Genomic DNA, 26,011 nt, shown 5'->3' on the forward strand with positions numbered 1-26,011 from the left:
AACGCGCGGAAAGGAGGTGTCGGTGGCGAGTCACCCTGCCGGTCGCGCCGGCACCGTCCGGATCACCGACGTCGCCGCGCTGGCCGGCGTGTCGCCCGGCACGGCGTCCAAGGCGCTGAACGACACCGGCCAGCTGCGCCGCGAGACCCGTGAGCGGGTGCGTCGCGCCGCCGAGCAGCTCGGGTTCACCCCCGACGGCCGGGGCCGGGCGTTGTCGTCGGGACGCAGCTACACGGTCGGGCTGATCACCACCGACAGCTCGGGCCGGTTCAGCATCCCGATCATGCTCGGGGCCGAGGACGCCCTCTCCGCCGGCGAGATGGCGCTGCTGCTCTGCGACACCCGCGACGACCCGGTGCGCGAGCAGCACTACGTGCGCACGCTGCTCGCCCGCCGTGTCGACGGGATCGTCGTCACGGGCAGGCGCACCGAGCCGCGGGAGCCGATCGACGTACCCGTCCCCGTCGTGTACGCGTTCTCGAGCTCCACGAACCCCGCCGACGCCTCCGTCGTGGTCGACGACCCGGGCGGCGCGGCCACCGCCGTCGGGCACCTGCTCGACATCGGGCGTACCGCGATCGCGCACGTCACGGGCCCGCAGCGGCACCGCAGCGCCGTCGAGCGCGCCACCGCGGCCGCCGCCGCGGCCGGTGCGGCGTTCCGCGGCCCGGCGCTGTACGGCGAGTGGAGCGAGCGGTGGGGGCGCCACGCCGCCGAGCTCCTGCTGCGCGCGCAGCCCGACCTCGACGCCGTCTCGTGCGGCAGCGACCAGATCGCCCGTGGCGTCTGCGAGCGGTTGCGCGAGCTGGGCAGGCGCATCCCCGAGGACGTGGCCGTCACCGGTTACGACAACTGGGACGTGATGGCGCTGGCCTGCCGGCCGCCGCTCACCACGGTCGATCTGGAGCTGGAGGAGCTGGGGCGCCACGCGGCCCGGATGCTGCTCGACGCGGTGGCCGGCCGGCCGCACCGCGGCACGGTGGAGCTGCCCACCCGCCTGGTGGTGCGGGCCTCGACCCTGCCCGACTGACCGCGCGGTGGCACGGCGTGCTGCGGACGGGGGATCACGCGCGCGTAGGCTCGCGCGCGTGAGAGTCACGGTGCTGGTGGGCGGTGTCGGCGGCGCCCGGTTCCTGCTCGGGGTGAAGGCGGCGCTCGGACTGCCCGCCACCGGGGAGGGCGAGTCGGGGCACGAGGTCACCGCGGTCGTGAACGTCGGCGACGACGTGTGGATGCACGGCGTGCGGATCTGCCCCGACCTCGACACCTGCATGTACACCCTCGGCGGCGGCATCGACACCGAGCGCGGCTGGGGCCGGGTCGGCGAGACGTGGACGGTGCGCGACGAGCTCGCGGCCTACGGCGCCGAGCCCACCTGGTTCGGCCTCGGCGACCGCGACCTCGCCACCCACCTCGTCCGCAGCCGGATGCTGCGCGCCGGCTACCCCCTCTCCGACGTCACCACCGCCCTGTGCGACCGCTGGCGGCCCGGCGTGCGGCTGCTCCCGGCCAGCGACGACCGCGTGGAGACGCACGTGGTCGTGGACGACCCGGACACCGGCCCGCAGGCCCGCAAGGCGATCCACTTCCAGGAGTGGTGGGTGCGCCACCACGCCGAGCCCACCGCGTACGACATCGTCTCGGTCGGTGCGGACGAGGCGAAGGTGCTGCCCGCGGCGCGCGACGCGATCCGCGACGCCGACGCCGTGCTGCTCGCGCCGTCCAACCCGGTGGTGAGCATCGGCACGATCCTCGCCGTGCCCGGCGTGCGGGAGGCGCTGCGCGAGACCAGCGCGAAGGTGGTGGGGCTTTCTCCGATCGTCGGGGGCAAGCCGGTGCGCGGCATGGCCGACGCGTGCCTCACCGCCATCGGCGTGGAGACCACGGCCGAGGCCGTCGGGCGCCACCTCGGTGCGCGTGCCGACGGCGGCGTGCTCGACGGCTGGCTCGTGCACAGCGGCGACACCGCCGACGTCCCGGGCGTCGAGGTGCGGTCCGTGCCGCTGCTGATGACCGACGTCGAGGCCACGGCCGAGATGGCCCGGCGGGCACTGGAGCTGGCGGGCACCACCGTTGCGTGACCACGCCGCCCCCGAGGGCCTCACGATCCTGCCGGTCCGCGGTCTCCCCGACTTCCGCCCAGGGGACGACCTCGCGGGCGCGCTGGCCCAGGCCGCGCCGTGGCTCCAGGACGGCGACGTCGTGGTGGTCACGTCCAAGGTGTTCTCCAAGACGGAGGGCAGGCTCGTGCCCGCCCCCACCGATCCGGAGGAGCGCGACGCGCTGCGCCGCGAGCTGGTGGACGCCGAGACCGAGCGGGTGCTGGCCCGGCGTGGGCGCACGCTGATCGTCGCGGGCAAGCTCGGCATCGTGCAGGCCGCGGCCGGGGTCGACGGCTCCAACGTGCGCCGCGACGAGCTAGCCCTGCTCCCGGCCGATCCCGACGCGAGCGCCGCCCGGCTGCGCGCCGACCTGCGGCGGCTGCGCGAGGTGGACGTCGCGGTGGTCGTCACCGACACGATGGGCCGCACCTGGCGGGTGGGGCAGACCGACGTGGCGATCGGCTCGGCGGGTCTGCCCGTGCTGCACCGCTACGAGGGCACCCACGACGCGGAGGGCAACGAGCTGCTCGTCACGGAGGTGGCGCTGGCCGACGAGCTCGCCGCCGCAGCCGACCTGGTGAAGGGCAAGCTCGGCGGGTTGCCGGTGGCGGTGGTGCGGGGGCTGAACCCCGTGGACGACGGGTCCACAGCGCGCGACCTCGTGCGCCCGGTGGAGGACGACCTGTTCTCGCTGGGCACCGAGGAGGCGATCGCCCAGGGGCGGCGCGAGGCGGTGCTGCTGGGCGCCGAGGACGGGTTCACCGACGAGCCGGTGGACGCGGCCGCGGTGCGCCGTGCCGCGGGCGCCGCGCTCGCGCAGCCGCAGAGCCCTGTGCGGTTCGCGTGGCCGCACGACCCGGGCCGGCGCGACGCGCTGCTCGACGCCCTGGCCGCCGAGGTCGACCGGCCGTCCGGGGCCCCCGAGCTCGTCCTGGCCTTCGCCACCGGGTCCGACCTGGCCACCGGTGGCGCCGTGCGGTCGTTCCTCGTGGCGCTCGCCGCCGAGGGGCTCGGCGCCCGGTGGACCGAGCTGTCCGCGGCCGGGGTGGGCGTGCTGCGCGGCGCCGTCGACGTCCCGCCGGGCTGGCGGCCGGTCGGGGTGGTGGTCGTCGGGGTGCCGGCGGAGGCACCGCGGCCCGGCCCCGAAGGTGACCCGGCCACCGGGCTCGTCGAGTGGTAGCGCCGGCCGCCGCTGCCGCCGAGCTGCGGGCCTGGGAACCGGCGGACGCGGCACAGCAGGGCCTGCGGCACGCCCTGCTCGCGTTCCTCGACGCCCGCCCCGAGGACGCGTGCTCGCGCTCGTGCGTGCCGGGGCACCTCACCGCCTCCGCCCTCGTGGTGGACGCGGCCGCGGAGCACACCCTGCTCACCCTGCACCCGCGCGTCGGGCGGTGGATCCAGCTGGGCGGGCACTGCGAGCCCGGCGACCGCTCGCTCGCGGGAGCGGCGCTGCGGGAGGCCGAGGAGGAGTCGGGCATCCCCGAGCTCGAGATCGACCCGGAGCCGCTGCACGTCGACGTCCACCCGATCACCTGCTCGCTCGGGCAGCCCACCCGCCACCTCGACGTCCGGTTCCTCGTGCGGGCGCCTGCCGGTGCGGTGCCGAGGATCAGCGACGAGTCCGACGACCTGCGCTGGTGGCCGCTCGACGGCCTGCCCGGTGGCACCGACACCGTCCCGGCGATGGTCGCGGCGGCGCGGCGCCGCCTGGGCTGAGCTGCCGCGCCGTCAGCGCCAGAAGAGGAGTTCGCCGTAGCCGGCGAACGCGAGCGTGGCGTCGCCGCCGATCGCGGTGAACACCGCGCCCCCGAAGCGGAAGAACACGGCGCTGACCCCCGGCACGCCGATGATCAGGATGAACAGCGCGAGCGGCGCCCACGGCCGCAGCTGCGCCGCCAGCCTGCGCGCGGGGAGCGGCAGGAATGGTTCGATCACACCGAACCCGTCGAGTCCTGGCACCGGGAGGATGTTCAGGACGAACGCGATCACCTGGATGAACGCGAGGCAGGACAGCCCGACCGCGAGCCCGATCGGCATGGGGACGATCGCGACGGCCACCGTGAGCAGCACGCCGAGCACCAGGTTGGTGGCCGGGCCGGCCAGCGACACGAGGCTGCGCGCGCCCGGCGACCGGATCGCCCCGTGGTTGATCCACACCGCACCGCCGGGCAGCGGGATCCCGCCCACGAGGAGGATCACGATCGGCAGCACCAGCGACAGCCCGACGTCGGTGTAGCGGCGGATGTCGAGCGTGAGGTAGCCCTTCGCCCGCACCGAGCGGTCGCCCGCGCGGTACGCCACCGCCGCGTGCCCGAATTCGTGCAGGCACAGCGATGCTGCCCACCCGCCGAGCACGAGCAGCACGATTCCGGTCGTGAGCAGAACAGGCGGCGTCTCGATCACCGTGAGTAGGGCTCCGGCGACCGTGACCGCCACGATCGCAAGGAACCAGGGGCTGACGCGAAAGGAGTCGACACGCACCGGCTCATTGTGCTGATCGGGCGACCTTCCGGGTGGATCACGTCACCCGGTCGGCAGCTTCAGCTTGCAAACCTCCGACCGACAGCGCTGTACTTACATTGCTGTCATTCCCAGCCCGTAGGGTTGGTGACAGCCACGCCGGGGGCGCGCGGGGAGGTGGGCAAGAGTGAACGTCATCACAGCCACGATGGGGCTGGTCGAAACCACAGCAGGGGTTCCGTATCCGACCGCCGACCCGTTCGGCGAAGCCGTCGCCGCCCTCATCGAGGAGGACGGCGAGGAGCAGGACTGGCAGGAACGCGCGCTGTGCGCGCAGACGGATCCCGAGGCGTTCTTCCCCGAGAAGGGCGGTTCCACGCGGGAGGCCAAGCGCATCTGCTCGGGCTGCGAGGTGCGTGCCGAGTGCCTCGAGTACGCGCTGGCCCACGACGAGCGCTTCGGGATCTGGGGCGGTCTGTCCGAGCGGGAGCGGCGGCGGCTGCGCCGCGCTGCATCCTGAACCGGCGGCGGCGGGGCTAGCTGCTAGCCCTCGCCGCCGTCGACCGCGTCGGGCTCGATGTTGAGGTACTCCGCCACCTGCTCCACGAGCACCTCGTGCAGCAGGTCGGCGAGGTCGGCGCCATCGCGCGCCCGCGCCTCCAGCGGCCGGCGGTAGATCACGATCCGGGCCCGCGACGGCAGGCCCTCCGGGTCGACGCCCGCCGGCACGAGCTGCGCGAGCGGCACCCCGACGTCGGCGAGCACGCCCTGCCCCCACACGACGTCCTCCGGCGAGGTCTCCCCGACCTCGGGCACCTCGTCGACCGCGAGGTCGAGGTCGGCCAGCTCGGAGCCCCAGCGCTGCTCGATCGGCTCGAGCGCCTCCAGGACCATCGCGTCGAACTTCTCGGCACGGGTGCGCGAGGCAGGGATGGTGGGTGGGTACATCAGCCCCCGCAGGCCGCGGCCCCGGCGGTCCCGCCTCCGGGGCGAGCGGCGCAGCGTGCGGCGCGCGGTCGTCACCCCGCAAATCCTACGACCCCCGGACCGCGCGCCCCACTCCACGACACCGCGGCGCCACCGAAGCCACCCTCCCCGGCGACGACCGGTGGGCTGTGCCCGCGCACCGGCGGGCGCGCCGGGCGCGCCGGACACCCTCGGCACTCACCCGAACGGAGTCCGGGCGCGCCGGATGGCGCAACCGCTCGCCGGGTCGGGGGAGCTCTTCGCGGACGGCCGCGCGTCGCGACGGGGTAGTGGCGGCCGGACGAGGTATCGTCCCCGACGTGCTGAGTGTGCGGCGGTGTTCACGGACCGGGTGCACCGAGCCCGCGGTGGCCACGCTCACCTACGTCTACGCCGATTCCACGGCGGTCGTCGGCCCGCTGGCCACCCAGGCCGAGCCCCATTCCTACGACCTGTGCACCGAGCACGCCCACCGCCTCACCGCCCCGCGCGGGTGGGAGGTCGTGCGGTTCGAGGGCGAGTTCGCCCCGCCCCAGCACAGCAGCGACGACCTCACCGCCCTCGCCGAGGCGGTGCGCGAGGCCGGGCGCGCCGACCGGCCCGTCGAACCGGTGCCCGCCACGGGCACGGGGCGGCGGGGTCACCTGCGCGTCCTGCCGGGCCCCACCGAGGACTGAATCGGGCCCTCGGCCACCACCCCGACCGGGGTCGCTAGGGTCTGCCCCGTGGCAGATCTCGGCGCGATCGTGAAGGCCTATGACATCCGCGGTGTGGTCGGCGAGCAGCTCGACGCCGCCACCGTCCGCGACATCGGCGCGGCCATGGCTGCGCTCGTGCGGGGCGAGGGTGCGCGGGGCGTCGTGATCGGGCACGACATGCGCGACAGCTCCCCGGAACTCGCCGCGGCGTTCGCCGAGGGCGTCACCGGGCAGGGCCTCGACGTCGTCTCGATCGGGCTGGCGAGCACCGACATGCTCTACTTCGCCGCGGGCACGCTCGACATGCCCGGCGCGATGTTCACCGCGAGCCACAACCCGGCCAGGTACAACGGCATCAAGCTGTGCCGCGCGGGCGCCACGCCGATCGGTCAGGACACCGGCCTCGCGGCCATCCGCGCCGCCGTCGAGGCGGGCGTGCCCGCGGGCCCGGGCGGCGGCACCGTCACCAACCGCGAGCTGCTCTCCGAGTACGCGGCCTACCTGCGCAAGCTCGTCGACCTCAGCGGGTCGCGGCGGCTGCGCGTCGTGGTGGACGCGGGCAACGGCATGGGCGGCCACACGGTTCCCGCGGTGTTCGAGCCGCTGCCGTTCGACGTCGTGCCGATGTACTTCGAGCTCGACGGGTCGTTCCCCAACCACGAGGCCAACCCGCTCGACCCGGCCAACCTCGTCGACCTGCAGAAGCGCGTCGTCGCCGAGGGTGCCGACCTCGGCCTCGCGTTCGACGGCGACGCCGACCGCTGCTTCGTGGTGGACGAGCGGGGCGAGCCGGTGAGCCCGAGCGCGATCACGGGGCTCGTCGCCGTCCGCGAGCTGGCCAAGGACCCCGGCGCCTCCGTGATCCACAACCTGATCACGTCGAAGGCCGTGCCGGAGATCGTCGCCGAGCACGGCGGCACGCCGGTGCGCACCCGTGTGGGCCACTCGTTCATCAAGCAGACGATGGCCGAGACCGGCGCCGTGTTCGGCGGTGAGCACTCGGCGCACTACTACTTCCGCGACTTCTGGAAGGCCGACTCCGGCATGCTGGCCGCGCTGCACGTGCTCGCGGCGCTCGCCGAGCAGAGCGCGCCGTTGTCGCAGCTCATGGCCGTCTACGAGCGCTACTCCGCGTCCGGTGAGATCAACTCGACGGTCACCGACCAGGCCGAGCGGATCGCCGCGGTCAAGGAGGTCTACGGCACGCGCGAGGGCGTCGAGTTCGACGAGCTCGACGGGCTCACCGTGAACCTGCCGGACGGTTCCTGGTTCAACCTGCGCCCGTCCAACACCGAGCCGCTGCTGCGGTTGAACGTCGAGGCGGCAGACGCTGCCGCGATGGCCGCGCTGCGCGACGAGGTGCTCGGAGTCGTGCGGGCGTAGCCTGCAGCGCCGGGCGGTGCGCCGCTGCCCGGAAACCCGGCCGAAAACCGGGCGGACCGTCCCGCGCACTGGCAGCATCGCGGGCAGTTGCGTGTGCCCTTGCGAAGGAGGAGGCCCGTGGCCGTACAGCTCGATCCCCAATTGATGGAGATCCTGGCCTGCCCGTCCGAGGACCACGCCCCGCTGCGGGCGGGCACCCCCACCGATCCCGAGGCCGACGTGCTCACCTGCACCGAGTGCGGCCGTGGGTTCCCCGTCGTCGACGGGATCCCGGTGCTGCTCCTGGACGAGGCGATCCCACCCGACCCGGCGCGGTCCGGCGGCTGAGGTGCTCGACGACACCCTGCTCGCCGACCCGAGGGCGTTGGCAGCGCTCGACACCGCCGGCATCCTCCGCTCGGCGGCCACCGCGGGTGCGCAGGTGCGCTCGGCGGCGCAGGGCGCCGACGAGGCCGGCATCGGCGACCTCACGGGCCACCGGCCGCGCGCGGTCGTGCTGCTGCACCGTCCGGGCGCCTCGGCCACCGCGACGGGCGTGCTGGCCGCGCTGCTCGGCCCGGCGGCGCCGGTGCCCATCGTGGTTGCCGACGCCACCCCGTCGTGGATCGGGCCGCTCGACGTCGTGGTCGCCCACACCGCAGAGCCCACCGACGCCGAGCTCGCCGACAGCGTGGTGCTGGCGGTGCGCCGCGGTGCGGAGGTCGTGCTGTCGGCACCCGCGGAGGGGCCGGTGGCATCGGCGGGCGCGGGCCGGGCCCGGCTCGTGGAGCCGCGCATCCCCGTGCCGCCCGGCCTGGACCTGCCCCGCGCGCTGGCGGTGGGGCTCGCCACCTTCCGCGCGCTCGGCCTGCTCGACGCGCCGCTCGACCCCGGGATGGACGCGATCGCCGACGCCCTCGACGCGGAGGCGGAGCGCAACCAGCCCGGTCACGAGCCGTTCATGAACCCGGCCAAGTCCCTCGCGTTGCGCCTGGCCGACCACACCCCGCTGCTGTGGGGCACCGACCGGCTCGCGGCCGCGGTCGCCCACCACGGCGCGAGCGCCCTCGCCACGCACGCGGGCGTGGTCGCCCGCGCCGGGGAGGTCACCGAGGAGGCCACGGCCACCGCGCTGGTGCGGGCGTTGGACCGCGGGGCCACCGGCGCCGACATCTTCCGCGACCCGTTCGCCGACCCGGATGGGGCAACCGAGGCACCCCCCGTGCGTCTCGTGCTCCTGGCCACCGGAGAGGATGATCCCGGTCAGGTGACGCTGCGGCGCGCCGGGCGGGGGTGGCCGTCGGCCGACGTGCAGCACCCGGTGGACGAGGTGGCGCGCGGCACCCGCCACGCCGCCCTGCTCCGGGCCGTGCTGCTCGCGTCCCGGCTGGACGTGGCCGCGGTGTACCTGGGACTGGCCACCCGCACGATCGAGCCTGCCTGAGGAGAGCTGACCGGACGTGGAGCTGCTGGACAACCCCGTGCGCGCGTACGCGTGGGGCTCGCGCACGGTGATTCCCGAGATGCTGGGGCAGGAGGTGCCCTCGCCGCACCCGCAGGCCGAGATGTGGCTCGGAGCCCATCCGGCCGACTCGTCGCAGCTGGTTCACCCCGACGGTGGCCGCACCTCGCTGCTCGACGCCTTGGGTGCCGACCCGAAGCTCCTGCTCGGACCGGAGCGCAGCGAGCGCTGGGACTCCACCCTGCCGTTCCTGCTCAAGGTGCTGGCCGCCGACGAGCCGCTGTCGTTGCAGGCGCACCCGAGCCTCGAGCAGGCGCGGGAGGGGTTCGCCCGCGAGGAGGCCGCGGGGATCGCCCGTGATGCCGCCAACCGCAACTACAAGGACGCCAACCACAAGCCGGAGCTGATCTGCGCGATCACCGAGCTCGACGCGCTCGTCGGGTTCCGCGACCCCACCGCCACGGTGCGGCTGCTGCGGGCCATCGGGGTGCCTGAGCTCAACGGGCACGCCGAGCTCCTGGCGGCCCAGCCCGACGCCGACGGCCTGCGGGCGCTGTTCACCACGTGGATCACGCTGCCCCAAGCGGTGCTCGACACGCTCGTGCCCGCGCTGCAGGACGGCTGCGTGAAGCTGGCCGGCGACGACGGGGAGTTCTCCACCGAGGCGCGCACGGTGCTCGAGCTGTCCGAGCGCTACCCGGGCGACGCGGGTGTGCTGGCCGCGCTTCTGCTCAACCGGGTCAGCATCGACCCGGGCGACGCCCTCTACCTGCCTGCGGGCAACCTGCACGCCTACCTGTCCGGTGCGGGCATCGAGATCATGGCCAACTCGGACAACGTCCTGCGCGGCGGGCTCACCCCCAAGCACGTGGACGTCCCCGAGCTCCTGCGCGTGCTCGACTTCCGCTCCACGCCCCCGCCGATCGTGGAGGGCAAGCCCGACGGCGACTGGGTGCGTTACGACACGCCCGCCGAGGAGTTCCTGCTCCGGCGCCTCGACGGCACCTCGGGCACCACGGTGCCGGTGCCCGGCGGCGGCCCGCGCATCCTGCTCTGCACGGTGGGCGGGGCACGCGTGCGCACGGCAGGCGCCGAGCTGGAGGTCGGCCGCGGGGCGTCGCTCTGGCTCAGCGCGGCCGACACCGACGCCACGGCCGAGCCGCTGGCCGAGGGCACTCAGCTGTTCCTGGCGAGCGACTCGCTCGTCGTCTGAGCGCGCTCGGGCCCTCGGTCAGGCACTCGGTCAGGCGCGGTAGCGCCAGAACGTGATCTCCGGGTCGCTCGCCTCGGGGTCGGCGCACGCGGCGCTGCCCTCGGCCCAGACGCAGGTGGCCGGGTCGAGCCCGGCGCCGAACTCCGGGCCGAGGTCGACGGGCGCCCGGCGGGCCGCGTCGTAGGCGAGGTGCCCGTCGGGGCCGGCGAGCAGGATCAGCCCGGCACCGGCGTAGGTGTAGCCGGTGGCGGCGAAGGTCTCGAGCACCTCGCCCGACGCCGGGTCGAGCAGCATGGTGGAGTCCTTCGTCGTGACGGCGATCGGGCCGCCGACCGAACGGGTCTCGTACTGGCCGGTCAGCAGCCGGTCGCCGAGCTCCCAGCGGGTGGCGCCGGCGGCGGTGTCGATCGCGTGCAGCGTGCGCCGGTCGCCCTGGAGGAGCGTGAGGCACAGCGTCGTCTCGTCGCAGGCCACCAGGGCGCTGCCGTCGTCGGCCGCAGGCACCGGCTGCGTCCACAGCGGCGCTCCCAGGTCGTCGGCGCGGTAGGCCGCGAGCTCTCGAGGGGTCTTCCGGTAGACGTAGAGGACGTCGCCGACGAGCACGTAGTCGGTGACCTTCTCGCCGAGCGCTCCCTCCGCCACGATCCGGCCGGACGTGGTTTCGATGATCTTCGTGGCGCCGGTGGCCTTCTGACCGTGCCCGACGTAGCGCTGCTCGTGGTCCTGCGGGTCGCCGGGTGCGGCGAGCGACTCGGCGGTCTGCTGGGGGATCCAGGTGAACGACGGCTCGTCGGTGCGTTCCGGGACCGACCAGACCTGCTCCCCGGTGCGCACGTCGAACGCGTTCTGCTGGTTCGCGGCCGTGTCGTAGGCGATCAGGCGGCCACCGTGGTGGCAGCCGCGGTCGCACCCGACCGGCAGCGAGAGGTCCCACACCGTTTCGCCGGTGCCCGGGTTCAGCACCAGCGTGTACTCGTAGCCGTCGGCGTTCCTGCCCTCCAGGATGAGCCCGCCGTCCACGATCTCGAACGCGACGGAGGAGATGGCGCCCTCGGGCAGCCGCAGCGTCCGCTCCCACACCACGGAGCGCCGCTCCACGTCGAACGCGGTGAAGGAGATCGACTTCCTGGTGTGGAACGCCGTGTAGACGACGCCGTCGCGGATCCTCGTGAGCTCCGGCTCCGGACCGGTGGGCGGGCCCTCGTCCTTGGGCGGCCGGGGTTTCGTCACTCGGCCGACCTGCTCCAGCGGCGCCGCCTGCGGGTCCGGTGCGGCGACCGGAACACCGGGCCCGCCCGCGTCACTCGACGGCACGAGCACCAGCACGGCCGCGACGAGCACCGCCACCACGGCTGCGGCGACGACCCCGATGAGCAGCGGTCGGCGGCGCCGGCCAGGCGGCGGCGGGTGGTGCGGCTGGTGCGGAAACGTCATCGGTCCCTCCGGTGCGCCGGTCCTGCTGTCGATCACGGTCGGGGACCGGAGGGTAGTGGAAATGGTCCAGACCGTTCACGGTCGTGCGCCGTTGACCAGCCGGCGCAGGAGCGCCTCGGCCGGACCGGGCAGGCCGGCGTGGCCCATGAGTCCGGCGGCCACCACGGTGAGCAGCCAGACCCCGAGCCCGACGACGGCCGCCGCGGCCACGCCCATCGCGCCGGCGAGCCCGGCGAGGTAGGGCTCGAACAGGACGAACCAGGCCACCGACTGGGCCAGGTAGCACGTCATGGAGCGCCGGCCGCACGCCGCGAGCGCGCGCGTCACGGGGCCCTGCGCGTCCCGGCGGGCGAGGCGCGCCGCCACGAGGCCGATCAGCGCCGCGTAGCCGAGCCCGCCCGCGTAGCCCGCCGCGGTGTGCAGCGTGCCCGCGGCGACCAGCACGCCCGGGTCCGGGTGCCAGGCCCCTGTGGTGACGAGGGCGTGAGGGATCGCGCCCAGCGCGGCGCCTGCGATGCCGGTCGCGGCCACCCGCTTCAGGAGCGCGCGGTGCCGCTCCGGCTCGTCGAGGAGTCCGCGGCGCCCGGCCCAGATCCCGACGAGGACGGGTGCCGCGGCCATCACGGCGTTCAGCGGCGTCGTCAGCGGGAGCGACATCAGCCGGAAGGCCAGCGACGTCAGTGGATCGGCGGCCGGGCCGGCGTCGCCGGGAGCGGGCAGGGCGAGCACGGAGCCGTACGCGAGCGATCCGAACGCGGCGAGCGCCGCCGCGCCCCCGAGCAGGCGCCGGTCCGGCCGGTGCAGCGCACCGGCGAACAGCAGTGCCAGCAGGCCGTACGAGGTGAGGATGTCGCCGGGGAAGAGCAGCGCCACGTGGGCGACGCCGAACACCACGAGCCACCAGCCGCGCCGCCGCAGCACCCGGCGCGTGCCGTCGCGGCCGAGGCGTGGCTCCCTGCTCCGCAGGATCTGCACCATCCCGTAGCCGAAGAGCGCGGCGAACATCGGGTAGCCGCGGCTGTCGACGAACAGGGTCAACAGGGTCTGCGCCACGGTGTCGATCGCGGAGCCGGAGCCGGAGCCGGAGCCGGAGCCGGGGCCGGGCGTCGGGCCGAGGAACGGCCGGGCGAGGACCTGGGAGTGGGCCAGTGCGATGACGGCGAGCATCGCGCCCCGGGCCAGGTCGGGTGCGAGGGCGCGGACCCGCGGGGCGACGGGTGGTTCGTGGCGGATCGTGGGCACGCGGGACCTCTCGTAAGATACGGGAACGTTTCTCATCACCGTAAGATACGTTCGCGTATCTCTGCAAGGAGGGTCATGGCCGGTCGATCGCGGCGACGGGGCGGCGAGCTGCTCGCGGCTCTGCACGATGCGGCGCTCGCCGAGTTCGAGGAGGTGGGCATCGGGCGGCTGACGATGGAGGGCATCGCGCGCCGCGCAGGCACCCCGAAGACCACGCTCTACCGGCGCTGGTCCACGCCGGGCGAGGTGCTGGTGGACGCCGTCGCGGCGGCCTACCCGGTGGAGGTGCCCTCGCCCGCCGCCGACGACCTGCGCAGCGACCTGATCGCGGCCCTCGAGCTGCTGATCGAGTGGTCGCGGCACCCGACGGCCCGCGCCGTGCAGGCGATCATGGTTGAGCGGCGGCGCCACCCCGAGCTGGCGGCGACGCTCCAGGACGTCTTCGACCGGTCGGGGCGGCGGTTCACAGCCACGGTGCTGCACCACTACGCGCGGCTCGGCCGGATCGATCCTGCCCTGGTCACGCCGGTGGTCGAGGACATCGGCGAGGCGCTGGTGCTCAAGCACGCCATCGACACGGGGGAGGAGCCCACGCCGCGGCGCCTCGGGGAGATCGTGGACCAGGCCATCCTGCCCGCAGTCGGAATTCGGCCCCGCTAGGCTCCGCGCATGGCTGCGAGTGGGGGTACGCGGGCGATCGTGGCGGCGTTGATCGCCAACGCCGGGATCGCACTGGCGAAGTTCATCGGGTACCTGATCACGGGGTCGTCGTCGATGCTCGCCGAGGCCGTGCACTCGGTGGCCGACACGTCCAACCAGGGCCTGCTGCTGCTGGGTGGCCGCACGGCGCGCCGGGCCGCCACCCCCGAGCACCCGTTCGGTTACGGCCGCGACCGGTACTTCTACTCGTTCGTCGTGGCGCTACTGCTGTTCACGCTCGGCTCCGTGTTCGCGCTCTACGAGGGCATCCACAAGCTGGAGTCCCACGAGCCGCTCACCTCGCCGATCGTCGCCGTGGGGATCCTGGTGGTGGCGATCGCGCTCGAGGGCTACTCGTTCCGCACGGCCGTCCACGAGTCCCGCCCGCTCAAGGGCGACAGCACCTGGTGGCAGTTCATCCGGCAGTCCAAGGTGCCCGAGCTGCCAGTGGTGCTGCTGGAGGACCTCGGTGCGCTCACCGGCCTGGTCCTCGCCCTCTTCGGCGTGGGGCTCAGCGTGCTCACCGGCGACCCGGTCTGGGACGCCATCGGCACGATCTGCATCGGGCTGCTGCTCGGCGTCATCGCGATCATCCTGATCATCGAGATGAAGAGCCTGCTGATCGGCGAGGGCGCCGCCCCGCCGGTGCTCAGCGACATCGTGCAGGCGATCGAGGCCGGCGAGGTGCAGCGGGTCATCCACATCAAGACGCAGTACCTCGGCCCCGACGAGCTGCTCGTGGCCGCGAAGATCGCCCTCGAACCGGGCCTGCCGCTGGCCACCGTCGCCGCCGCCATCGACGCGGCCGAGGCGCGGATCCGGGAGCGCGTGCCGGTGGCGAGGGCGATCTACCTGGAGCCCGACCTGGACCGCACGCCCGTCGCCGGGTGACCCGTCCGCCGGAGTGGCCGCCGTCATACGTGGACGTTAGGTTGCGCGCATGGCCCTCGGCGGAACCCGCAACGGGATCATGCGCACGAAGTCGGTCGAACGGTCGATCGCCGACACCGACGAGCCGGATAGTCGGCTCCGCAAGGACCTCACCACCTGGGACCTGATCGTCTTCGGGGTCGCGGTCGTCGTCGGGGCGGGCATCTTCACGCTCACCGCGAGCACCGCGGGCGACGTGGCGGGGCCGTCGGTCTCGCTGGCGTTCGTCCTCGCCGCGATCGCGTGCGCCCTCGCCGCGCTCTGCTACGCGGAGTTCGCCTCCACCGTGCCGGTGGCCGGCAGCGCGTACACGTACTCCTACGCCGTGTTCGGCGAGTTCATCGCGTGGATCATCGGCTGGGACCTCGTGCTGGAGTTCGCCGTGGCGGCCGCCGTGGTGGGCAAGGGGTGGTCGGAGTACCTGCAGACGGTCTTCACTCAGTTCGGCGCGGACGTCCCCACCACGGTCCCCATCGGGGGGATCGACGTCGACTGGGGTGTGCTGCTGCTCATCGCCGTGCTCACCACCTTGCTCGTGCTGGGCACCAAGCTGTCCAGCCGCGTCAGCCTGGTGATCACCTCGATCAAGGTCGGGATCGTCGTCTTCGTGGTGCTCCTCGGGGCGTTCTACATCGACGTCGCGAACTACTCGCCGTTCATCCCGCCTGCCGCGTCCGGCGGCGACGAGGCGGACACGGGCCTGCAGCAGTCGCTGCTGTCGGTGCTCGGCGGCGGGGCCAACAGCACCTACGGCGTGTACGGCCTGCTCGCCGCGGCGTCCCTGGTGTTCTTCGCGTTCATCGGGTTCGACATCGTCGCCACCACCGCGGAGGAGACCAAGGACCCGCAGCGGTCGCTTCCGCGCGGCATCCTGGGGTCGCTCGCCATCGTCACGGTGCTCTACGTGGCCGTCACCCTCGTGCTCACGGGGATGGTGCCCTACACCGATCTGCAGACCTCGCCCGACGGCGACCGGGCCACCCTCGCCACCGCGTTCGCCCTCAACGGCGTCGACTGGGCCGCCACCATCATCGCGGTCGGCGCACTCGCGGGTCTGACCACCGTGGTCATGGTGCTGCTGCTCGGGCAGGTCCGGGTGGCATTCGCGATGTCGCGCGACGGGTTGCTGCCCCACGGTCTCAGCCGCACCGGCACGCACGGCACCCCCTACCGCATCACCGTGATCGTCGGGGCGATCGTGGCGGTGGTGGCCACCCTCTTCCCGATCGGGGCGCTGGAGGAGATGGTCAACATCGGCACGCTGTTCGCGTTCGTGCTGGTGTCGATCGGCGTCGTCGTCCTGCGCCGCACCCGGCCCGACCTGCCGCGGTCCTTCCGCGTGCCGCTGATGCCGCTCGTGCCGATCCTCGCGGTGCTGGCATGCCTCTGGCTGATGGTGAACCTGTCGGTGGAGACCTGGCTGCGGTTCGTCATCTGGATGGCGATCGGCATCGCCGTCTACTTCGCCTACGGGCGCTCGCACGCCCGCCTCGGCCGGAGTGACTGAACATTCCCTTGCGGTTATATACCTCTAGCGGTATGTTCAGGTCGTGACGTTCGAGGTGCTCGCGGAGCCGGTCCGCCGCCGGATCCTCGACCTGCTGCGGGAGCGACCCCGCCTGGTCGGGGAGCTCACCGCCGAGCTCGGGCTGAGCCAGCCCGGCACGTCCAAGCACCTGCGGGTGCTGCGCGAGGCGGGCCTGGTGAAAGTGCGGGCCGAGGCGCAACGGCGGTGGTACGAGCTCGACCCGGCGCCGCTGGCCGAGATCGACGAGTGGCTCGCGCCTTATCGCTGGATGTGGAACTCCCGTCTCGACGCCCTCGAACGGCACCTCGACGACGACGCTGAGGAGGAGCCGTGACCGAGAACCTGCACGAGCGGGACGGCCGTTCCGTGCTGCGGATGGAGCGGGTGCTGAAGCACCCGCGGGAGAAGGTCTGGCGGGCGATGGTCGAGCCGGAACGGCTCGCGGAGTGGTTCCCCGGGACCGTGGCGCTCGACCTGCGGACGGGCGGTGCGGTCACGTTCGACCAGGGCGGCGACGGTTCCACGGGAACCATCACCGACCTCGAACCGCCGCATCTGATCGCCTACACCTGGGGCACCGACCACCTGCGCTGGGAGCTGCACCCCGACGGCGAGGGCACCCGGCTGGTGCTGGAGCACACGTTCGACGACCGCGCCGGCGCGGCGAGCTTCGGCGCCGGCTGGCACACCTGCATCGTCGCCCTCGACCTCGCGCTCGACGGGCGCGCGGGCGCCGACCCCGGAGTGGACGACATCGCGCTGCACGAGCGGTTCGTCACGCAGTTCGGGCTGGACGCGGGCACCGTCGAGGACGGGGCCGACGGCTGGCGCGTGCGCCACGAACGCCAGCTCACCCGCCCCACCGACGGCGTGTGGGCGGCGCTCACCGAGCTCGCCCCGCCGGACGCCACCGCGCACGACCACGTCCTCGAGCACGCCGCCGAGGAGGGCGGATACGTGCGGTGGGAGCTCGTGCAGGGCACCGGTCACGGCGCCCGGCTCGTGCTCCTCCACACCGGCACGGGCGACCACACCCCCGCGCTCGCGGCCGACCGGTCGCGGATCGCGCAGCTGCTGGATCGCCTCGAAGCGGGCCCCACCGGCCGCTGAGCTACCCGGGCAGGAGCACCAGCTCGCGGTCCGGGTCGTGGGCCGCGGCCGGCGCGCCGTCCACCCGGACGTCCGCCCGCCCGGCCGTGCCCTCGGCCGCGAACAGGGCCGCCTCCTGCCGGGCCCAGCGTTCCCAGTGCGGGCGGTAGGTCTCGCCGTCGCGGGCGATCCCGCGGCGGAACCGCTCCGCGCGCGGGGCCTCGATCCACACCAGCAGCACGGCCCGCTCGGCCACCACCCGCGCCCCGCAGCCCGCGCCCTCCACGACGAGCAGCTCGGGCGTGCCGAGGTGGTGCCGCTCGGCGAACTCGCCGCGGTGCCAGTCGAAGCGGCGGTAGGCCGCCGCCCGGCCGGCGGCCAGGGGTGCCACGACCTGCTCGTACAGCAGGGGGATGGAGGCCGCCAGCCCGTCCCACCCGGGGTAGAGGTCGTCCATGTGCAGCACCGGCGGGTGGCCGAGGGCCGCGGCGAGCCGGGCGGCGAGCGTGGTCTTGCCCGACCCCGACGGGCCGTCGATGCAGACCAGGCGGGTCGGCCCGCACCGCGGCGGCGCCGCGCGCACCTGCCGGGCGAGCGCGGCGATCTCCACGGGGGCAGGTTACGCGGGGAGGCCTCAGCAGAGCAGCGGCAGCCGCGCCGCCGCCGCACCCAACGCCCGCCGCTCCCCGCCACCCGGCGGCACCCGGCCCGCGCCGAGCAGCGCCCAGCGCTCGTCCGGCCAGTCGGCGGGTGCCGGCTGGCCCAGCAGCGCGTCGAGCGTGCAGCGCACCAGCGCGAGCGGCTCGGGACGCGGCCCGGGACGGCGCAGCTCCAGCACGAGGTCGAGGTGGTGCACGGCCGCCTTCACCGCGAGCGTGGTGACGAGGTCCACCGCCTGGAGGACGTGTCCGCGGGTGGCCACCAGCGCCTCCGGCGGGGTGCGCCCGGCGAGCGCGACCACGGCGCGGGTGGTCTCCATGAACGTGCGCACCAGGTCCTCGAGCTCCCAGGCGCCGGCGATCGTGCGCAGGTTGCGCAGCTCGCGGAAGGCCGGGTCGTCCGTGGGCTCGACGGCCGTCCACCACGTCACGGCGTCCCGGTCGGCCGGCCCGGCCGCCGGGGTGGCCAGCGCCACGAGCGCCCGCTGGACGTCCCCGAGCAGGTGCACGAGCAGGTCGCGCACCGTCCACCCCAGGCAGCGGGTGGGCAGCCACGAATCCTCCTCCTCCAGGGAGGCGGCGATCGTCGAGATGTCCGAGTACGCGATCCGCAGTGCGGTGAGCTCCGGGCTCTTCTGCGGTGCCGTACGCGGCGGATCGGTCCGCGACGCACCGCTCATCGTGTGCGGCAGGCTCCCGTTCGGGGGGTTGGTGGTGGTGCGGGTGGAGACGAGTCGTGCCGTGGTCATGTCCTGCCGTCATCGGTCGTGCTTGCCGCTGTGGGCGTGGCTACCTGGTAGCCACCGAACTTCTCACGAAGCGTCTTCTTGGAGAACTTCCCCACGCTGGTCTTGGGCACCTCGTCGATGAACTCCACCGCATCGGGGAGCCACCACTTCGCCACACGGGGTTCGAGGTGCGCGATGACCTCCTCGGCGGTGAGCGTCTCGCCGGGCTTGACGACGACGCAGGCGAGCGGACGTTCCACCCATTTCGGGTGCGGGACCGCGATCACGGCGGCCTCGGCGACCTTGGGGTGGGCCATGATCTCGTTCTCCAGCTCGACCGAACCGATCCACTCGCCCCCGGACTTGATGAGGTCCTTGGTGCGGTCGACGAGCCGCAGGAAACCGTAGCGGTCGGCGGTGGCGACGTCACCCGTGCGCAGCCAGCCGTCCTCGGTGAACTGGGCCCCGCCACCCTCGCCGCGGTAGTAGTCGGCCGCGATCCACGGCCCGGCGGCCTGGATCTCACCGGTGGAGACGTCGTCCCACGGCTGGATCTCGCCGGTGGCCGGGTCGGCCAGCCGAACCTCCACCAGCGGCACGGCCTGGCCCTGCCGCGCGCGGATGTCGGCGCGCTCGTCCTCCGACAGCGTGGCGTGCCGGGACCGCGCGGTGGACATCGTGGCGATGGGGCTGGTCTCGGTCATGCCCCACGCGTGCAGCATCGGCACACCGATGGCCTCCCGGTACGCCTCGGAGAGCGCCTTCGGCACGGCCGACCCGCCGCACAGGATCATGCGCAGCGCGCTCAGGTCGTGCTGAGCCAGCAGCGGCTGCATCCCCATCCAGATCGTGGGCACGCCACCGGTGACGGTGACGCGGTGGCGCTCCAGCAGCCCGGCGATGGCCTGCGGGGTCATGTTGGGGCCGGGGAACACGAGGCTCGAACCGGCCAGGAGCGCGCCGTAGGGCAGGCCCCAGGCGTTGGCGTGGAACATCGGCACCACCGGGAGCAGCACGTCGCGCTCGGAGAGCGCGGCACCGTCGGCGGTCAGGGTGATCAGGGAGTGCAGCAGCGTGGAGCGGTGGCTGTAGACAACGCCCTTCGGGTTGCCGGTGGTGCCGGACGTGTAGCACATCGCGGCGGCGGTGTTCTCGTCCGCGATCTCGAACCGCCCCTCGAACGGCGTCGCCGCGGCGAGCAGTTCCTCGTAGTCGTGCACGCGCGGGTCGGAGGGGATCTCGACGTCGGCGCCGTCGTCGAGCACGACGACGTGCCGCACGGTCTCCAGCTTGTCGACCAGCGGCCAGAACAGCGGCAGCAGCGAGCGGTCGACGAACACCACCTCGTCCTCGGCGTGGTTGGCCACGTAGACCAGCTGCTCGGGGAACAGCCGGATGTTCAGGGTGTGCAGCACCCGCCCCGTGCACGGGGCCGCGAGGTAGAGCTCCAGGTGGCGGCCGGTGTTCCAGGCGAACGTGCCGACCCTGCCGTCGGCGCTGATGTCGAGCGTGTCGAACACCGTGGCCAGCCGTCGCACCCGCTGCGCCCACTCGGACACGGTCATGCTGGTCTCGTCCGCAGCGCCTGCCGTGACGATCGTCTTGTGCCCGAAGTACTCCTCGGCCCGGTGGAAGACGTGCGGCAGGGCGAGCGGTCGATCCTGCATCAGACCGAGCATCGATGGCCTCCTGAAGCGGGTGTGGCACGCGTCTCCGAAAGTTACCTCCGGACGAGTGGCTGCACCATCGGCTTCAACCAGCGCTTTCCGGCCCACCAGCGTCTAGGCTCGGTCGCCGTGACACCCAGCGACCAGGCCGCATCGGTCTGCCTCGACGTGGGTTCCACGTGGACCAAGGCGGTGCTGGTGCACGCCGACGGCTCGCTCGCGGGTTTCGCCGAGCACCCGACCACCACCGGTGACGTCCTCGCCGGCATGGACGCGGCGGTGCGCGCGGTGTCCGCGGCGGGCCGCGGCGACGAGCCGGAACTGCTGGCGTGCTCGTCGGCGGGCGGTGGCCTGCGGCTCGCGGTGATCGGCACCGACCGGCTGTCGGCCACCGAGGCCGGCCACCGGGTGGCCGTGTCCGCGGGCGCGCACGTGGTGCACGTGCACGCCGGCCCGCTGGAACCGGCCGACGTCCGGCTGCTGCGCAGCGCCCGCCCCGGCGTCGTGCTGCTCGTGGGCGGCGCCGACGGCGACGACCCCGCCGGGTTGCTGCACAACGCGGGCCGCCTGGCCAGAGCCCGCATCCGGCACCCGATCGTGCTCGCGGGCAACGCCTCGGCCCGCGACGACGCGCTCGCGCTGCTGCGCGCCACCGGGCGCAGCGTGGTGGCCTGCGACAACGTGCTGCCCCGCCGCGGCGAGGTGGTGCCCGGCCCGGCGCGCGCCGCCCTCGTCGAGCTGTACCAGCGGCACGCCATCGGCGGGCGCGGGCCGGCCGTGGCACCCCGGTTCCGCAGGCTCGTGCGGGTGGTCACCCCGGAGGCGGTCGGGCACGCGGCCACCCGGCTCGCCGCCATCTGCGACGCGCGCGTCCTGGTGGTCGACGTCGGCTGCGCCACCACCGACGTCCACTCCGCGGGCCGATCCGACCCGGTCCGCACCGTCGAGGGTGACCTCGGCGTGCGCGCGGCCGCGGGCGGCGTGCTGGTGGAGAGCCAGTCGGAGGGCATCGTCGACCCGGTGGAGGCCGACCTCCTCGGTCCCACCGTCGCCCGCATGGCCAGCGAGACCGGCTACGTCCCGCGTGATCGCGGCAGCGCCGCCGAGGACCGCCGCATCGCCGCGCTCGCCGCCGTCGTCGCGGTGCGCAGGCACCTGCGGGTGCACGCCGACGCCGGCCACGACGTCGGGCTCGTCGTGCTGGCCGGCGGGGTGTTCCGGCAGCGCAACCTCGCCGGTGGCCTCCCCGCCGTGGTGGCCACGCTGCGCACCGACCCGGTGCTCGCCCCGGTGCTCGCCGACGCACCCGTCGTCGTCGACGCCGACTTCGCCGTCGTCCCGGCCGGCCTGCTCGCCGCCCGCGGGCGCACGGCGGCCGCGGAGTCGCTGCTGCGCGACCACCTGCTCGGCTAGTCGCTCGGTGGGTGCCGTCGGCGGACATCCACACGCTCGACGTCGACACCAGCGCTCCTCGATCTTGATCCGAGCGCAACCACGTCGATCTCGAGCTTGTGGATGGATTCCGGGGCGGGGTTCCGCGGACCGCGACCCGGCGCTCAGCACCCACCCGAGGCCCGGACCTTTCGAACCGGTCGCCTCCGCCCGACCGGCCAGGGCGCATGCACACCGCTCGTCGACGCCGCCCGACCCGTCACCGAGGCACCCCGAACCACCCGCGCCGCGGTCCGTGTGTCGAGTCGAAGGCCGGAACCCGACTCGGAGGTTCAGCATGTCCCGCACCACCGCGTTGGTCGCGCTCACCGCCGCCGCGATCGCGCTCAGCGCCTGCAGCACCGTCGAGGCGCCCGCACCCGCCGTGCCGCGCGCCGCGCCCGTCACCGAGCTGCAGCGCCCGCCGGGGACGATCGTGAGCGCGAACAGCACCGCCCGGCTCGGCACGGTGGTCGTCGACGGGCTGGGCTTCACGCTCTACCGCTTCGACGGCGACAGCGCCCGCCCGTCCACCGCCACCTGCGAAGGCCCTTGCACCGAGACGTGGGAGCCGGTGCCGGCCGCCGACCCGATCACGGCCGAGGGCGTCGACGACGAGGCCGTCGGCACCGTCGAGCGTCCGGACGGGCAGGCGCAGCTCACGATCGGCGGCTGGCCCGTCTACCGCCACGCCGGCGAGGAGCCCGGGGCGACCGACGGGCACGGTGTGGAGGGGAAGTGGTTCGCCGTCACGCCGGACGGGGACAAGGCCGCGGCTTAGCCCACCGGGGAATGCCGGCAAGGTGGCTTTACTGGCGTAATACGCCAGCAAAGCCACCTTGCTGTCACGTGTGGGCGGCCACCCGGCGCGGGTCGCCGAGCCACGCCGCGATGGAGCGGCGGTATCCGTCCGGCATCGGTAGCGCGCCGATCTCGCTCGAGCGGAACAGCCCGATCTCCTCGTGCTCGGGGGAGAGCACGGGCGCAACGTCACCCGTCGCGAAGCAGCCGTAGGTCACGACGAACACGGGTCGCGCCGCGTCGGTCACGTGGTAGACCCAGGTGTCGAGGACCGGGCCGGCGCGCACGCGCCACCGCGTCTCCTCGAACACCTCGCGGGCCACGCAGTCCTCCGGTGACTCGCCGAGCTCGATCCGGCCGCCGGGGAGCTCCCACTCGTCGCGTTCGTTCCGGAGCAGGAGCACCCGCTCGGCGGCGTCGAGCACCACGCCCTTGATCGAGACCGGGAACGTGGGCACCGCCCGGTCAGGCGGCGAGCACGACGATGAGGGTGCGGGGCCCGTGCACGCCCTCGACGCGTTCCAGCTCGATGTCGCTCGTGGCCGACGGGCCGCTGACGAACGTGATCGGGCGGGTCGGTTCCAGCGCGGCGATGAGCTCGGGCACGGTGTGCACCACCTGCTCGGCGCGCACCACGCAGACGTGGACGTCCGGCACGAGGGTGATGGCGCGCCTGCCCTGGTCGGCGGAGCCGTCGAGGGCGATCGTGCCCGTGGTGGCGCAGGCGGCCGCGCAGGCGGTGAGCACCGCGGCCGCGGAGTCGAGCTCGACGGGGGTGAGCGCGTCGTCGGTGCGACGGGTGGCCGGGATGCCCGCGGGCCACCAGCCGTCCGGTAGCCCCGGCGGCACGACGACCGCGCCCGCGACGTCGGCCAGCGCGGTGCGTACGGCCTCGGCGATCCCGTCGGCCGGGGCGTCGAGCACCGTGGCCTTGTAGTCGACGAGCCGGTCGCGGAACAGCTCCAGCAGCTCGGGGGAGCCGGCGGGGTGGGCGCCGGTGCGGTGGTAGTCGCGGGGCACCTCGGGCGGTGGGGGGTGCCCGGCCGCGGCGTTGGCGGCCCGGATCCGCGCCAGCACGTCGTCGCGCGCGCTCATGCCGTGCCTCCCCGCTCGCGCGCCCACCACTCGCGGAACGTCTCGGCGGGCGGGCGCGGTGCGTCGCGGCTGGCCGTCCACGCCGAGAGTGGCGGCGGCAGCGTGCGGATGCGGCCCGCGCGCCTGCCGAGGAGCCGCCCGGCCCGCGAGGCCTTCTCAGCGGCGCGGAACCGCTCGGGCGAGGACATCACCCAGGACGCCGCGGCCATCGCGATCGCCTCGGCGCTCGGCACCGCGCGCTCCCGCTGCTCGTCGACGTGCCGGGCGCGCAGCTTCACCAGCAGCGACGGGATGTCGATCCGCACCGGGCAGGCGTCGAAGCAGGCGCCGCACAGGCTGGAGGCGTACGGCAGCGACGCGTTGTCCTCCACGCCGGTGAGCTGTGGCGACAGCACCGCGCCGATCGGGCCCGGGTACACCGATCCGTACGCGTGGCCGCCGGTGCGCTCGTAGACCGGGCAGACGTTGAGGCAGGCCGAGCACTTGATGCAGTGCAGGGCGCTGCGGCCCAGCTCGTCGGCGAGCGCCGCGGTGCGCCCGTTGTCCAGCAGCACGAGGTGGAACGCCTGCGGGCCGTCGCCGGGCGTCACGCCGGTCCAGGCCGACGTGTAGGGGTTCATCCGCTCGCCGGTGGACGAGCGCGGCAGCAGCTGCAGGAAGACCTCGAGGTCCTGCCACGTCGGCACGACCTTCTCGATCCCCATCACGGTGATCAGCGTCTCCGGCAGGGTCAGGCACATCCGCCCGTTGCCCTCGGACTCGACCACCAGCAGCGTGCCGGTGTCGGCCACCGCGAAGTTGGCGCCGGAGATCGCCACCTTGGCCCGCAGGAAACGCTCCCGCAGGTGGGCCCGCGCGGCCATGGCGAGCTTTCGCGGCTCGGCGGTGAGGTCGGGGTCGACGGCCGGCATCTCGCGCAGGAAGATCTCGCGGATCTCGGCGCGGTTGCGGTGGATGGCGGGCACGAGGATGTGGCTGGGCAGGTCGCCGCCCAGCTGCACGATCAGCTCGGCGAGGTCGGTCTCGTGCGCCTCGATCCCAGCGGCCTCCAGGGCCTCGTTGAGACCGATCTCCTGGGTGGCCATCGACTTGACCTTGACGACCTCGGACTCGCCGGTCTCCCGCACCAGCCGTGTGACGATCGCGTTGGCCTCGTTGGCGTCGCGGGCCCAGTGCACGGTGCCGCCGCGGGCGGTGACCTCGCGCTCGAGGCGCTCCAGGTGCTCGTCCAGCCGCGCCATCGTGGCGGCCTTCAGCGCCGAGCCCGCCAGGCGCAGCTGCTCCCAGTCGTCGAGCTCGCCGACGACGTTCGCGCGCTTGCCGCGGATCGTGCGGGTGGCGTGGCCGAGGTTGCGTCGCAGCTGGGAATCGGCGAGCGCGCCGCGGGCGGCCTCGGGGAAGGAGCGGTCGCCGCGCAGGTGCCCGACGCCGCGCGGGGCGGGGATGCCGAGGAAGGTGCTCATGCCGTGCTCGCCAGGATCTCGGCCAGGTGCACGGTGCGCGTGCCGCTGCGCAGGCGCGAGAGGCCGCCGCCGATGTGCATCAGGCACGACGCGTCGCCCGCCGTCGCCACCTCGGCGCCGGTGGACAGCACGTTGCGCATCTTGTCGGCCAGCATCGCGGTGGAGGTGTCGGCGTTCTTGAGCGCGAACGTGCCCCCGAATCCGCAGCACTGGTCGGCCTCGGGCAGCTCCAGCAGCGTCATCCCGCGGACGTGGCGCAGCAGCCGCAGCGGCTTGTCGGCCACGCGCAGCATGCGCAGGGAGTGGCACGTGGGGTGGTAGGTCACGCGGTGCGGGTAGTAGGCGCCGACGTCCTCCACGCCGAGCACGTCCACGAGCAGCTCGGACAGCTCGTACGTGCGCGCGGCCACGGCCTCGGCCCGCTCGGCGAGCCGGTCGTCGTGGGCGCCGCGGGCGACCATCGCGTGCTGGTGGCGCACGCACCCGACGCACGACCCGGACGGTGCGACGATCACGTCGTAGGGCTCGAAGGTCGTCACGTGGTGGCGCACCAGGGGCAGGGCCTCCCGCTGGTAGCCGGTGTTGACGTGCATCTGGCCGCAGCACGTCTGGTCGGCGGGGAACACCACCTCGTGGCCCAGCCGCTCCAGCAGCGTGACCGTGGCCCGGCCGACCTCGGGGTGCAGCGCGTCCCCCAGGCACGTCAGGAACAGCGCGATCCTCACGGCGTCACCCTATGACGGCGTCGGTTGACATCATCGCCGGGAGCTCGGATGCTGGGGGCGCAATAGCGAAGTCGGTGTCGAGAGGCGCTGCGACGGGGCCCGGAGGGGCGCCCGCCACGCTCGATCACCTGGCCATTGCACACGGAACAAGGGCGCCTGCACTCACACGAGGAGGGCGGGCCGCGTGACCTGTTCCGTTCCGCCGTCCTCGACGTCCCACGCGTGCCGGCCCACGAGTAGCGTGGCCGGCCGCACCA

Annotated in this window: 28 protein-coding genes; 17 read left to right on the plus strand and 11 right to left on the minus strand. The window is 74.0% G+C overall.

The features are described 5' to 3' along the window. Window positions 1-22: 22 nt before the first annotated feature. Genes ACFPL3_RS02935 through ACFPL3_RS02950 form a run of 4 tightly spaced genes read left to right on the plus strand, consistent with a single transcriptional unit; the run spans window position 23 to window position 3,818 of the window. Window positions 23-1,030 (plus strand): LacI family DNA-binding transcriptional regulator, encoded by a 1,008-nt coding sequence (locus ACFPL3_RS02935; RefSeq protein ID WP_343937845.1) that lies wholly within the window; start codon window positions 23-25, stop codon window positions 1,028-1,030. Between the two features lie 58 nt (window positions 1,031-1,088). Further along, on the plus strand, window positions 1,089-2,081 hold the full coding sequence (gene cofD, locus ACFPL3_RS02940) for a 2-phospho-L-lactate transferase (RefSeq protein WP_343937843.1): 993 nt from the start codon (window positions 1,089-1,091) through the stop codon (window positions 2,079-2,081). Next, window positions 2,074-3,282: a coenzyme F420-0:L-glutamate ligase gene (locus ACFPL3_RS02945; RefSeq protein ID WP_379588360.1), complete on the plus strand. Its 1,209-nt coding sequence runs from the start codon at window positions 2,074-2,076 to the stop codon at window positions 3,280-3,282. The genes cofD and ACFPL3_RS02945 overlap by 8 nt, the downstream gene beginning before the upstream one ends. Next, entirely contained in the window at window positions 3,276-3,818 is a 543-nt protein-coding gene (locus ACFPL3_RS02950; RefSeq protein WP_343937840.1) for an NUDIX hydrolase, read from the plus strand. The genes ACFPL3_RS02945 and ACFPL3_RS02950 overlap by 7 nt, the downstream gene beginning before the upstream one ends. Before the next feature lie 12 nt (window positions 3,819-3,830). Here ACFPL3_RS02950 and ACFPL3_RS02955 read toward each other — a convergent pair whose 3' ends face one another. Next, window positions 3,831-4,538 carry a site-2 protease family protein gene (locus ACFPL3_RS02955; protein ID WP_343937838.1) on the minus strand — a complete coding sequence of 236 codons (708 nt, stop codon included), beginning with the start codon at window positions 4,536-4,538 and terminating at the stop codon, window positions 3,831-3,833. Between the two features lie 211 nt (window positions 4,539-4,749). Between ACFPL3_RS02955 and ACFPL3_RS02960 the strand changes: the two genes are divergently transcribed. After that, a complete protein-coding gene (locus ACFPL3_RS02960; RefSeq protein ID WP_343937836.1) occupies window positions 4,750-5,082 on the plus strand; it encodes a WhiB family transcriptional regulator in 333 nt (110 codons plus the stop codon). A 23-nt stretch (window positions 5,083-5,105) separates the two neighbouring features. Here ACFPL3_RS02960 and ACFPL3_RS02965 read toward each other — a convergent pair whose 3' ends face one another. After that, window positions 5,106-5,585 carry a metallopeptidase family protein gene (locus tag ACFPL3_RS02965; RefSeq protein WP_343937834.1) on the minus strand — a complete coding sequence of 160 codons (480 nt, stop codon included), beginning with the start codon at window positions 5,583-5,585 and terminating at the stop codon, window positions 5,106-5,108. 263 nt (window positions 5,586-5,848) lie between these two features. Between ACFPL3_RS02965 and ACFPL3_RS02970 the strand changes: the two genes are divergently transcribed. The 5 genes from ACFPL3_RS02970 to manA all read left to right on the plus strand — a co-directional run bounded on the left by ACFPL3_RS02970 (window position 5,849) and on the right by manA (window position 10,263). Next, window positions 5,849-6,205, plus strand: a complete 357-nt coding sequence (locus ACFPL3_RS02970) for a DUF3499 domain-containing protein (RefSeq protein ID WP_343937832.1) — start codon at window positions 5,849-5,851, stop codon at window positions 6,203-6,205. A 48-nt stretch (window positions 6,206-6,253) separates the two neighbouring features. Next, on the plus strand, window positions 6,254-7,609 hold the full coding sequence (locus ACFPL3_RS02975) for a phosphomannomutase/phosphoglucomutase (protein ID WP_343937830.1): 1,356 nt from the start codon (window positions 6,254-6,256) through the stop codon (window positions 7,607-7,609). A 117-nt stretch (window positions 7,610-7,726) separates the two neighbouring features. Continuing rightward, the gene (locus tag ACFPL3_RS02980; RefSeq protein WP_343937828.1) at window positions 7,727-7,936 is read left to right on the plus strand and encodes a Trm112 family protein; all 210 of its coding nucleotides are present in this window, start codon (window positions 7,727-7,729) and stop codon (window positions 7,934-7,936) included. Window position 7,937: 1 nt separating this feature from the next. Continuing rightward, window positions 7,938-9,032: an SIS domain-containing protein gene (locus tag ACFPL3_RS02985; protein WP_343937826.1), complete on the plus strand. Its 1,095-nt coding sequence runs from the start codon at window positions 7,938-7,940 to the stop codon at window positions 9,030-9,032. A gap of 16 nt (window positions 9,033-9,048) precedes the next feature. Continuing rightward, on the plus strand, window positions 9,049-10,263 hold the full coding sequence (gene manA / locus ACFPL3_RS02990) for a mannose-6-phosphate isomerase, class I (protein ID WP_343937824.1): 1,215 nt from the start codon (window positions 9,049-9,051) through the stop codon (window positions 10,261-10,263). A 30-nt stretch (window positions 10,264-10,293) separates the two neighbouring features. Here the strand turns inward: manA and ACFPL3_RS02995 are convergent, their stop codons facing one another. Beyond that, complete coding sequence (locus tag ACFPL3_RS02995; RefSeq protein WP_343937822.1) at window positions 10,294-11,697, minus strand: outer membrane protein assembly factor BamB family protein; 1,404 nt, start codon at window positions 11,695-11,697, stop codon at window positions 10,294-10,296. Window positions 11,698-11,772: 75 nt separating this feature from the next. Further along, the gene (locus tag ACFPL3_RS03000; protein WP_343937820.1) at window positions 11,773-12,939 is read right to left on the minus strand and encodes a DUF418 domain-containing protein; all 1,167 of its coding nucleotides are present in this window, start codon (window positions 12,937-12,939) and stop codon (window positions 11,773-11,775) included. Window positions 12,940-13,014: 75 nt separating this feature from the next. Between ACFPL3_RS03000 and ACFPL3_RS03005 the strand changes: the two genes are divergently transcribed. Genes ACFPL3_RS03005 through ACFPL3_RS03025 form a run of 5 tightly spaced genes read left to right on the plus strand, consistent with a single transcriptional unit; the run spans window position 13,015 to window position 17,206 of the window. Continuing rightward, window positions 13,015-13,599 carry a TetR/AcrR family transcriptional regulator gene (locus ACFPL3_RS03005; RefSeq protein WP_343937818.1) on the plus strand — a complete coding sequence of 195 codons (585 nt, stop codon included), beginning with the start codon at window positions 13,015-13,017 and terminating at the stop codon, window positions 13,597-13,599. Window positions 13,600-13,608: 9 nt separating this feature from the next. Beyond that, a complete protein-coding gene (locus ACFPL3_RS03010) occupies window positions 13,609-14,529 on the plus strand; it encodes a cation diffusion facilitator family transporter (protein ID WP_343937816.1) in 921 nt (306 codons plus the stop codon). Window positions 14,530-14,578: 49 nt separating this feature from the next. Continuing rightward, a complete protein-coding gene (locus ACFPL3_RS03015) occupies window positions 14,579-16,075 on the plus strand; it encodes an amino acid permease (protein ID WP_343937814.1) in 1,497 nt (498 codons plus the stop codon). A gap of 43 nt (window positions 16,076-16,118) precedes the next feature. Further along, window positions 16,119-16,430 carry an ArsR/SmtB family transcription factor gene (locus ACFPL3_RS03020; RefSeq protein WP_343937812.1) on the plus strand — a complete coding sequence of 104 codons (312 nt, stop codon included), beginning with the start codon at window positions 16,119-16,121 and terminating at the stop codon, window positions 16,428-16,430. After that, entirely contained in the window at window positions 16,427-17,206 is a 780-nt protein-coding gene (locus ACFPL3_RS03025; RefSeq protein ID WP_343937810.1) for an SRPBCC family protein, read from the plus strand. The genes ACFPL3_RS03020 and ACFPL3_RS03025 overlap by 4 nt, the downstream gene beginning before the upstream one ends. Window position 17,207: 1 nt before the next feature. On the opposite strand, the gene ACFPL3_RS03030 is transcribed toward ACFPL3_RS03025, so the two are convergent. The 3 genes from ACFPL3_RS03030 to ACFPL3_RS03040 are packed head-to-tail and all read right to left on the minus strand — an operon-like array spanning window position 17,208 to window position 20,251. After that, entirely contained in the window at window positions 17,208-17,795 is a 588-nt protein-coding gene (locus tag ACFPL3_RS03030; RefSeq protein ID WP_343937808.1) for a nucleoside/nucleotide kinase family protein, read from the minus strand. A gap of 24 nt (window positions 17,796-17,819) precedes the next feature. After that, window positions 17,820-18,593, minus strand: a complete 774-nt coding sequence (locus tag ACFPL3_RS03035; RefSeq protein ID WP_379588361.1) for a maleylpyruvate isomerase N-terminal domain-containing protein — start codon at window positions 18,591-18,593, stop codon at window positions 17,820-17,822. Next, entirely contained in the window at window positions 18,590-20,251 is a 1,662-nt protein-coding gene (locus ACFPL3_RS03040; protein WP_343937805.1) for a long-chain fatty acid--CoA ligase, read from the minus strand. The genes ACFPL3_RS03035 and ACFPL3_RS03040 overlap by 4 nt, the downstream gene beginning before the upstream one ends. 117 nt (window positions 20,252-20,368) lie before the next feature. Between ACFPL3_RS03040 and ACFPL3_RS03045 the strand changes: the two genes are divergently transcribed. Both ACFPL3_RS03045 and ACFPL3_RS03050 read left to right on the plus strand, forming a co-directional pair. Then, window positions 20,369-21,652: a glutamate mutase L gene (locus tag ACFPL3_RS03045; protein WP_343937803.1), complete on the plus strand. Its 1,284-nt coding sequence runs from the start codon at window positions 20,369-20,371 to the stop codon at window positions 21,650-21,652. Between the two features lie 316 nt (window positions 21,653-21,968). Next, complete coding sequence (locus ACFPL3_RS03050) at window positions 21,969-22,451, plus strand: hypothetical protein (RefSeq protein ID WP_343937801.1); 483 nt, start codon at window positions 21,969-21,971, stop codon at window positions 22,449-22,451. Between the two features lie 64 nt (window positions 22,452-22,515). Here ACFPL3_RS03050 and ACFPL3_RS03055 read toward each other — a convergent pair whose 3' ends face one another. From ACFPL3_RS03055 to ACFPL3_RS03070, 4 genes are read right to left on the minus strand one after another with little or no spacing between them, the layout of a single operon-like run. After that, window positions 22,516-22,929: an NUDIX hydrolase gene (locus tag ACFPL3_RS03055; protein WP_343937799.1), complete on the minus strand. Its 414-nt coding sequence runs from the start codon at window positions 22,927-22,929 to the stop codon at window positions 22,516-22,518. A 7-nt stretch (window positions 22,930-22,936) separates the two neighbouring features. Beyond that, on the minus strand, window positions 22,937-23,566 hold the full coding sequence (locus ACFPL3_RS03060; protein WP_343937797.1) for a LutC/YkgG family protein: 630 nt from the start codon (window positions 23,564-23,566) through the stop codon (window positions 22,937-22,939). Then, on the minus strand, window positions 23,563-25,029 hold the full coding sequence (locus ACFPL3_RS03065; RefSeq protein ID WP_343937795.1) for a LutB/LldF family L-lactate oxidation iron-sulfur protein: 1,467 nt from the start codon (window positions 25,027-25,029) through the stop codon (window positions 23,563-23,565). Before ACFPL3_RS03065 ends, ACFPL3_RS03060 begins: the two co-directional genes overlap by 4 nt. Beyond that, complete coding sequence (locus ACFPL3_RS03070; protein WP_343937793.1) at window positions 25,026-25,754, minus strand: (Fe-S)-binding protein; 729 nt, start codon at window positions 25,752-25,754, stop codon at window positions 25,026-25,028. The genes ACFPL3_RS03065 and ACFPL3_RS03070 overlap by 4 nt, the downstream gene beginning before the upstream one ends. Between the last annotated feature and the right edge of the window lie 257 nt (window positions 25,755-26,011).

Source organism: Pseudonocardia zijingensis (genome assembly GCF_042657305.1).
Lineage (GTDB): Bacteria > Actinomycetota > Actinomycetes > Mycobacteriales > Pseudonocardiaceae > Pseudonocardia > Pseudonocardia zijingensis.

Coding starts and splice junctions, on each gene's coding strand:
- ACFPL3_RS02995 (WP_343937822.1), bottom strand. CDS start 11,697: ATGACGTTTCCGCACCAGCCGCACCACCCGCCGCCGCCTGGCCGGCGC.
- ACFPL3_RS03060 (WP_343937797.1), bottom strand. CDS start 23,566: ATGAGCGCGCGCGACGACGTGCTGGCGCGGATCCGGGCCGCCAACGCC.
- ACFPL3_RS03040 (WP_343937805.1), bottom strand. CDS start 20,251: ATGCTCGGTCTGATGCAGGATCGACCGCTCGCCCTGCCGCACGTCTTC.
- ACFPL3_RS03015 (WP_343937814.1), top strand. CDS start 14,579: ATGGCCCTCGGCGGAACCCGCAACGGGATCATGCGCACGAAGTCGGTC.
- ACFPL3_RS03035 (WP_379588361.1), bottom strand. CDS start 18,593: ATGACCACGGCACGACTCGTCTCCACCCGCACCACCACCAACCCCCCG.
- ACFPL3_RS03010 (WP_343937816.1), top strand. CDS start 13,609: ATGGCTGCGAGTGGGGGTACGCGGGCGATCGTGGCGGCGTTGATCGCC.
- ACFPL3_RS03065 (WP_343937795.1), bottom strand. CDS start 25,029: ATGAGCACCTTCCTCGGCATCCCCGCCCCGCGCGGCGTCGGGCACCTG.
- ACFPL3_RS03005 (WP_343937818.1), top strand. CDS start 13,015: ATGGCCGGTCGATCGCGGCGACGGGGCGGCGAGCTGCTCGCGGCTCTG.
- ACFPL3_RS03050 (WP_343937801.1), top strand. CDS start 21,969: ATGTCCCGCACCACCGCGTTGGTCGCGCTCACCGCCGCCGCGATCGCG.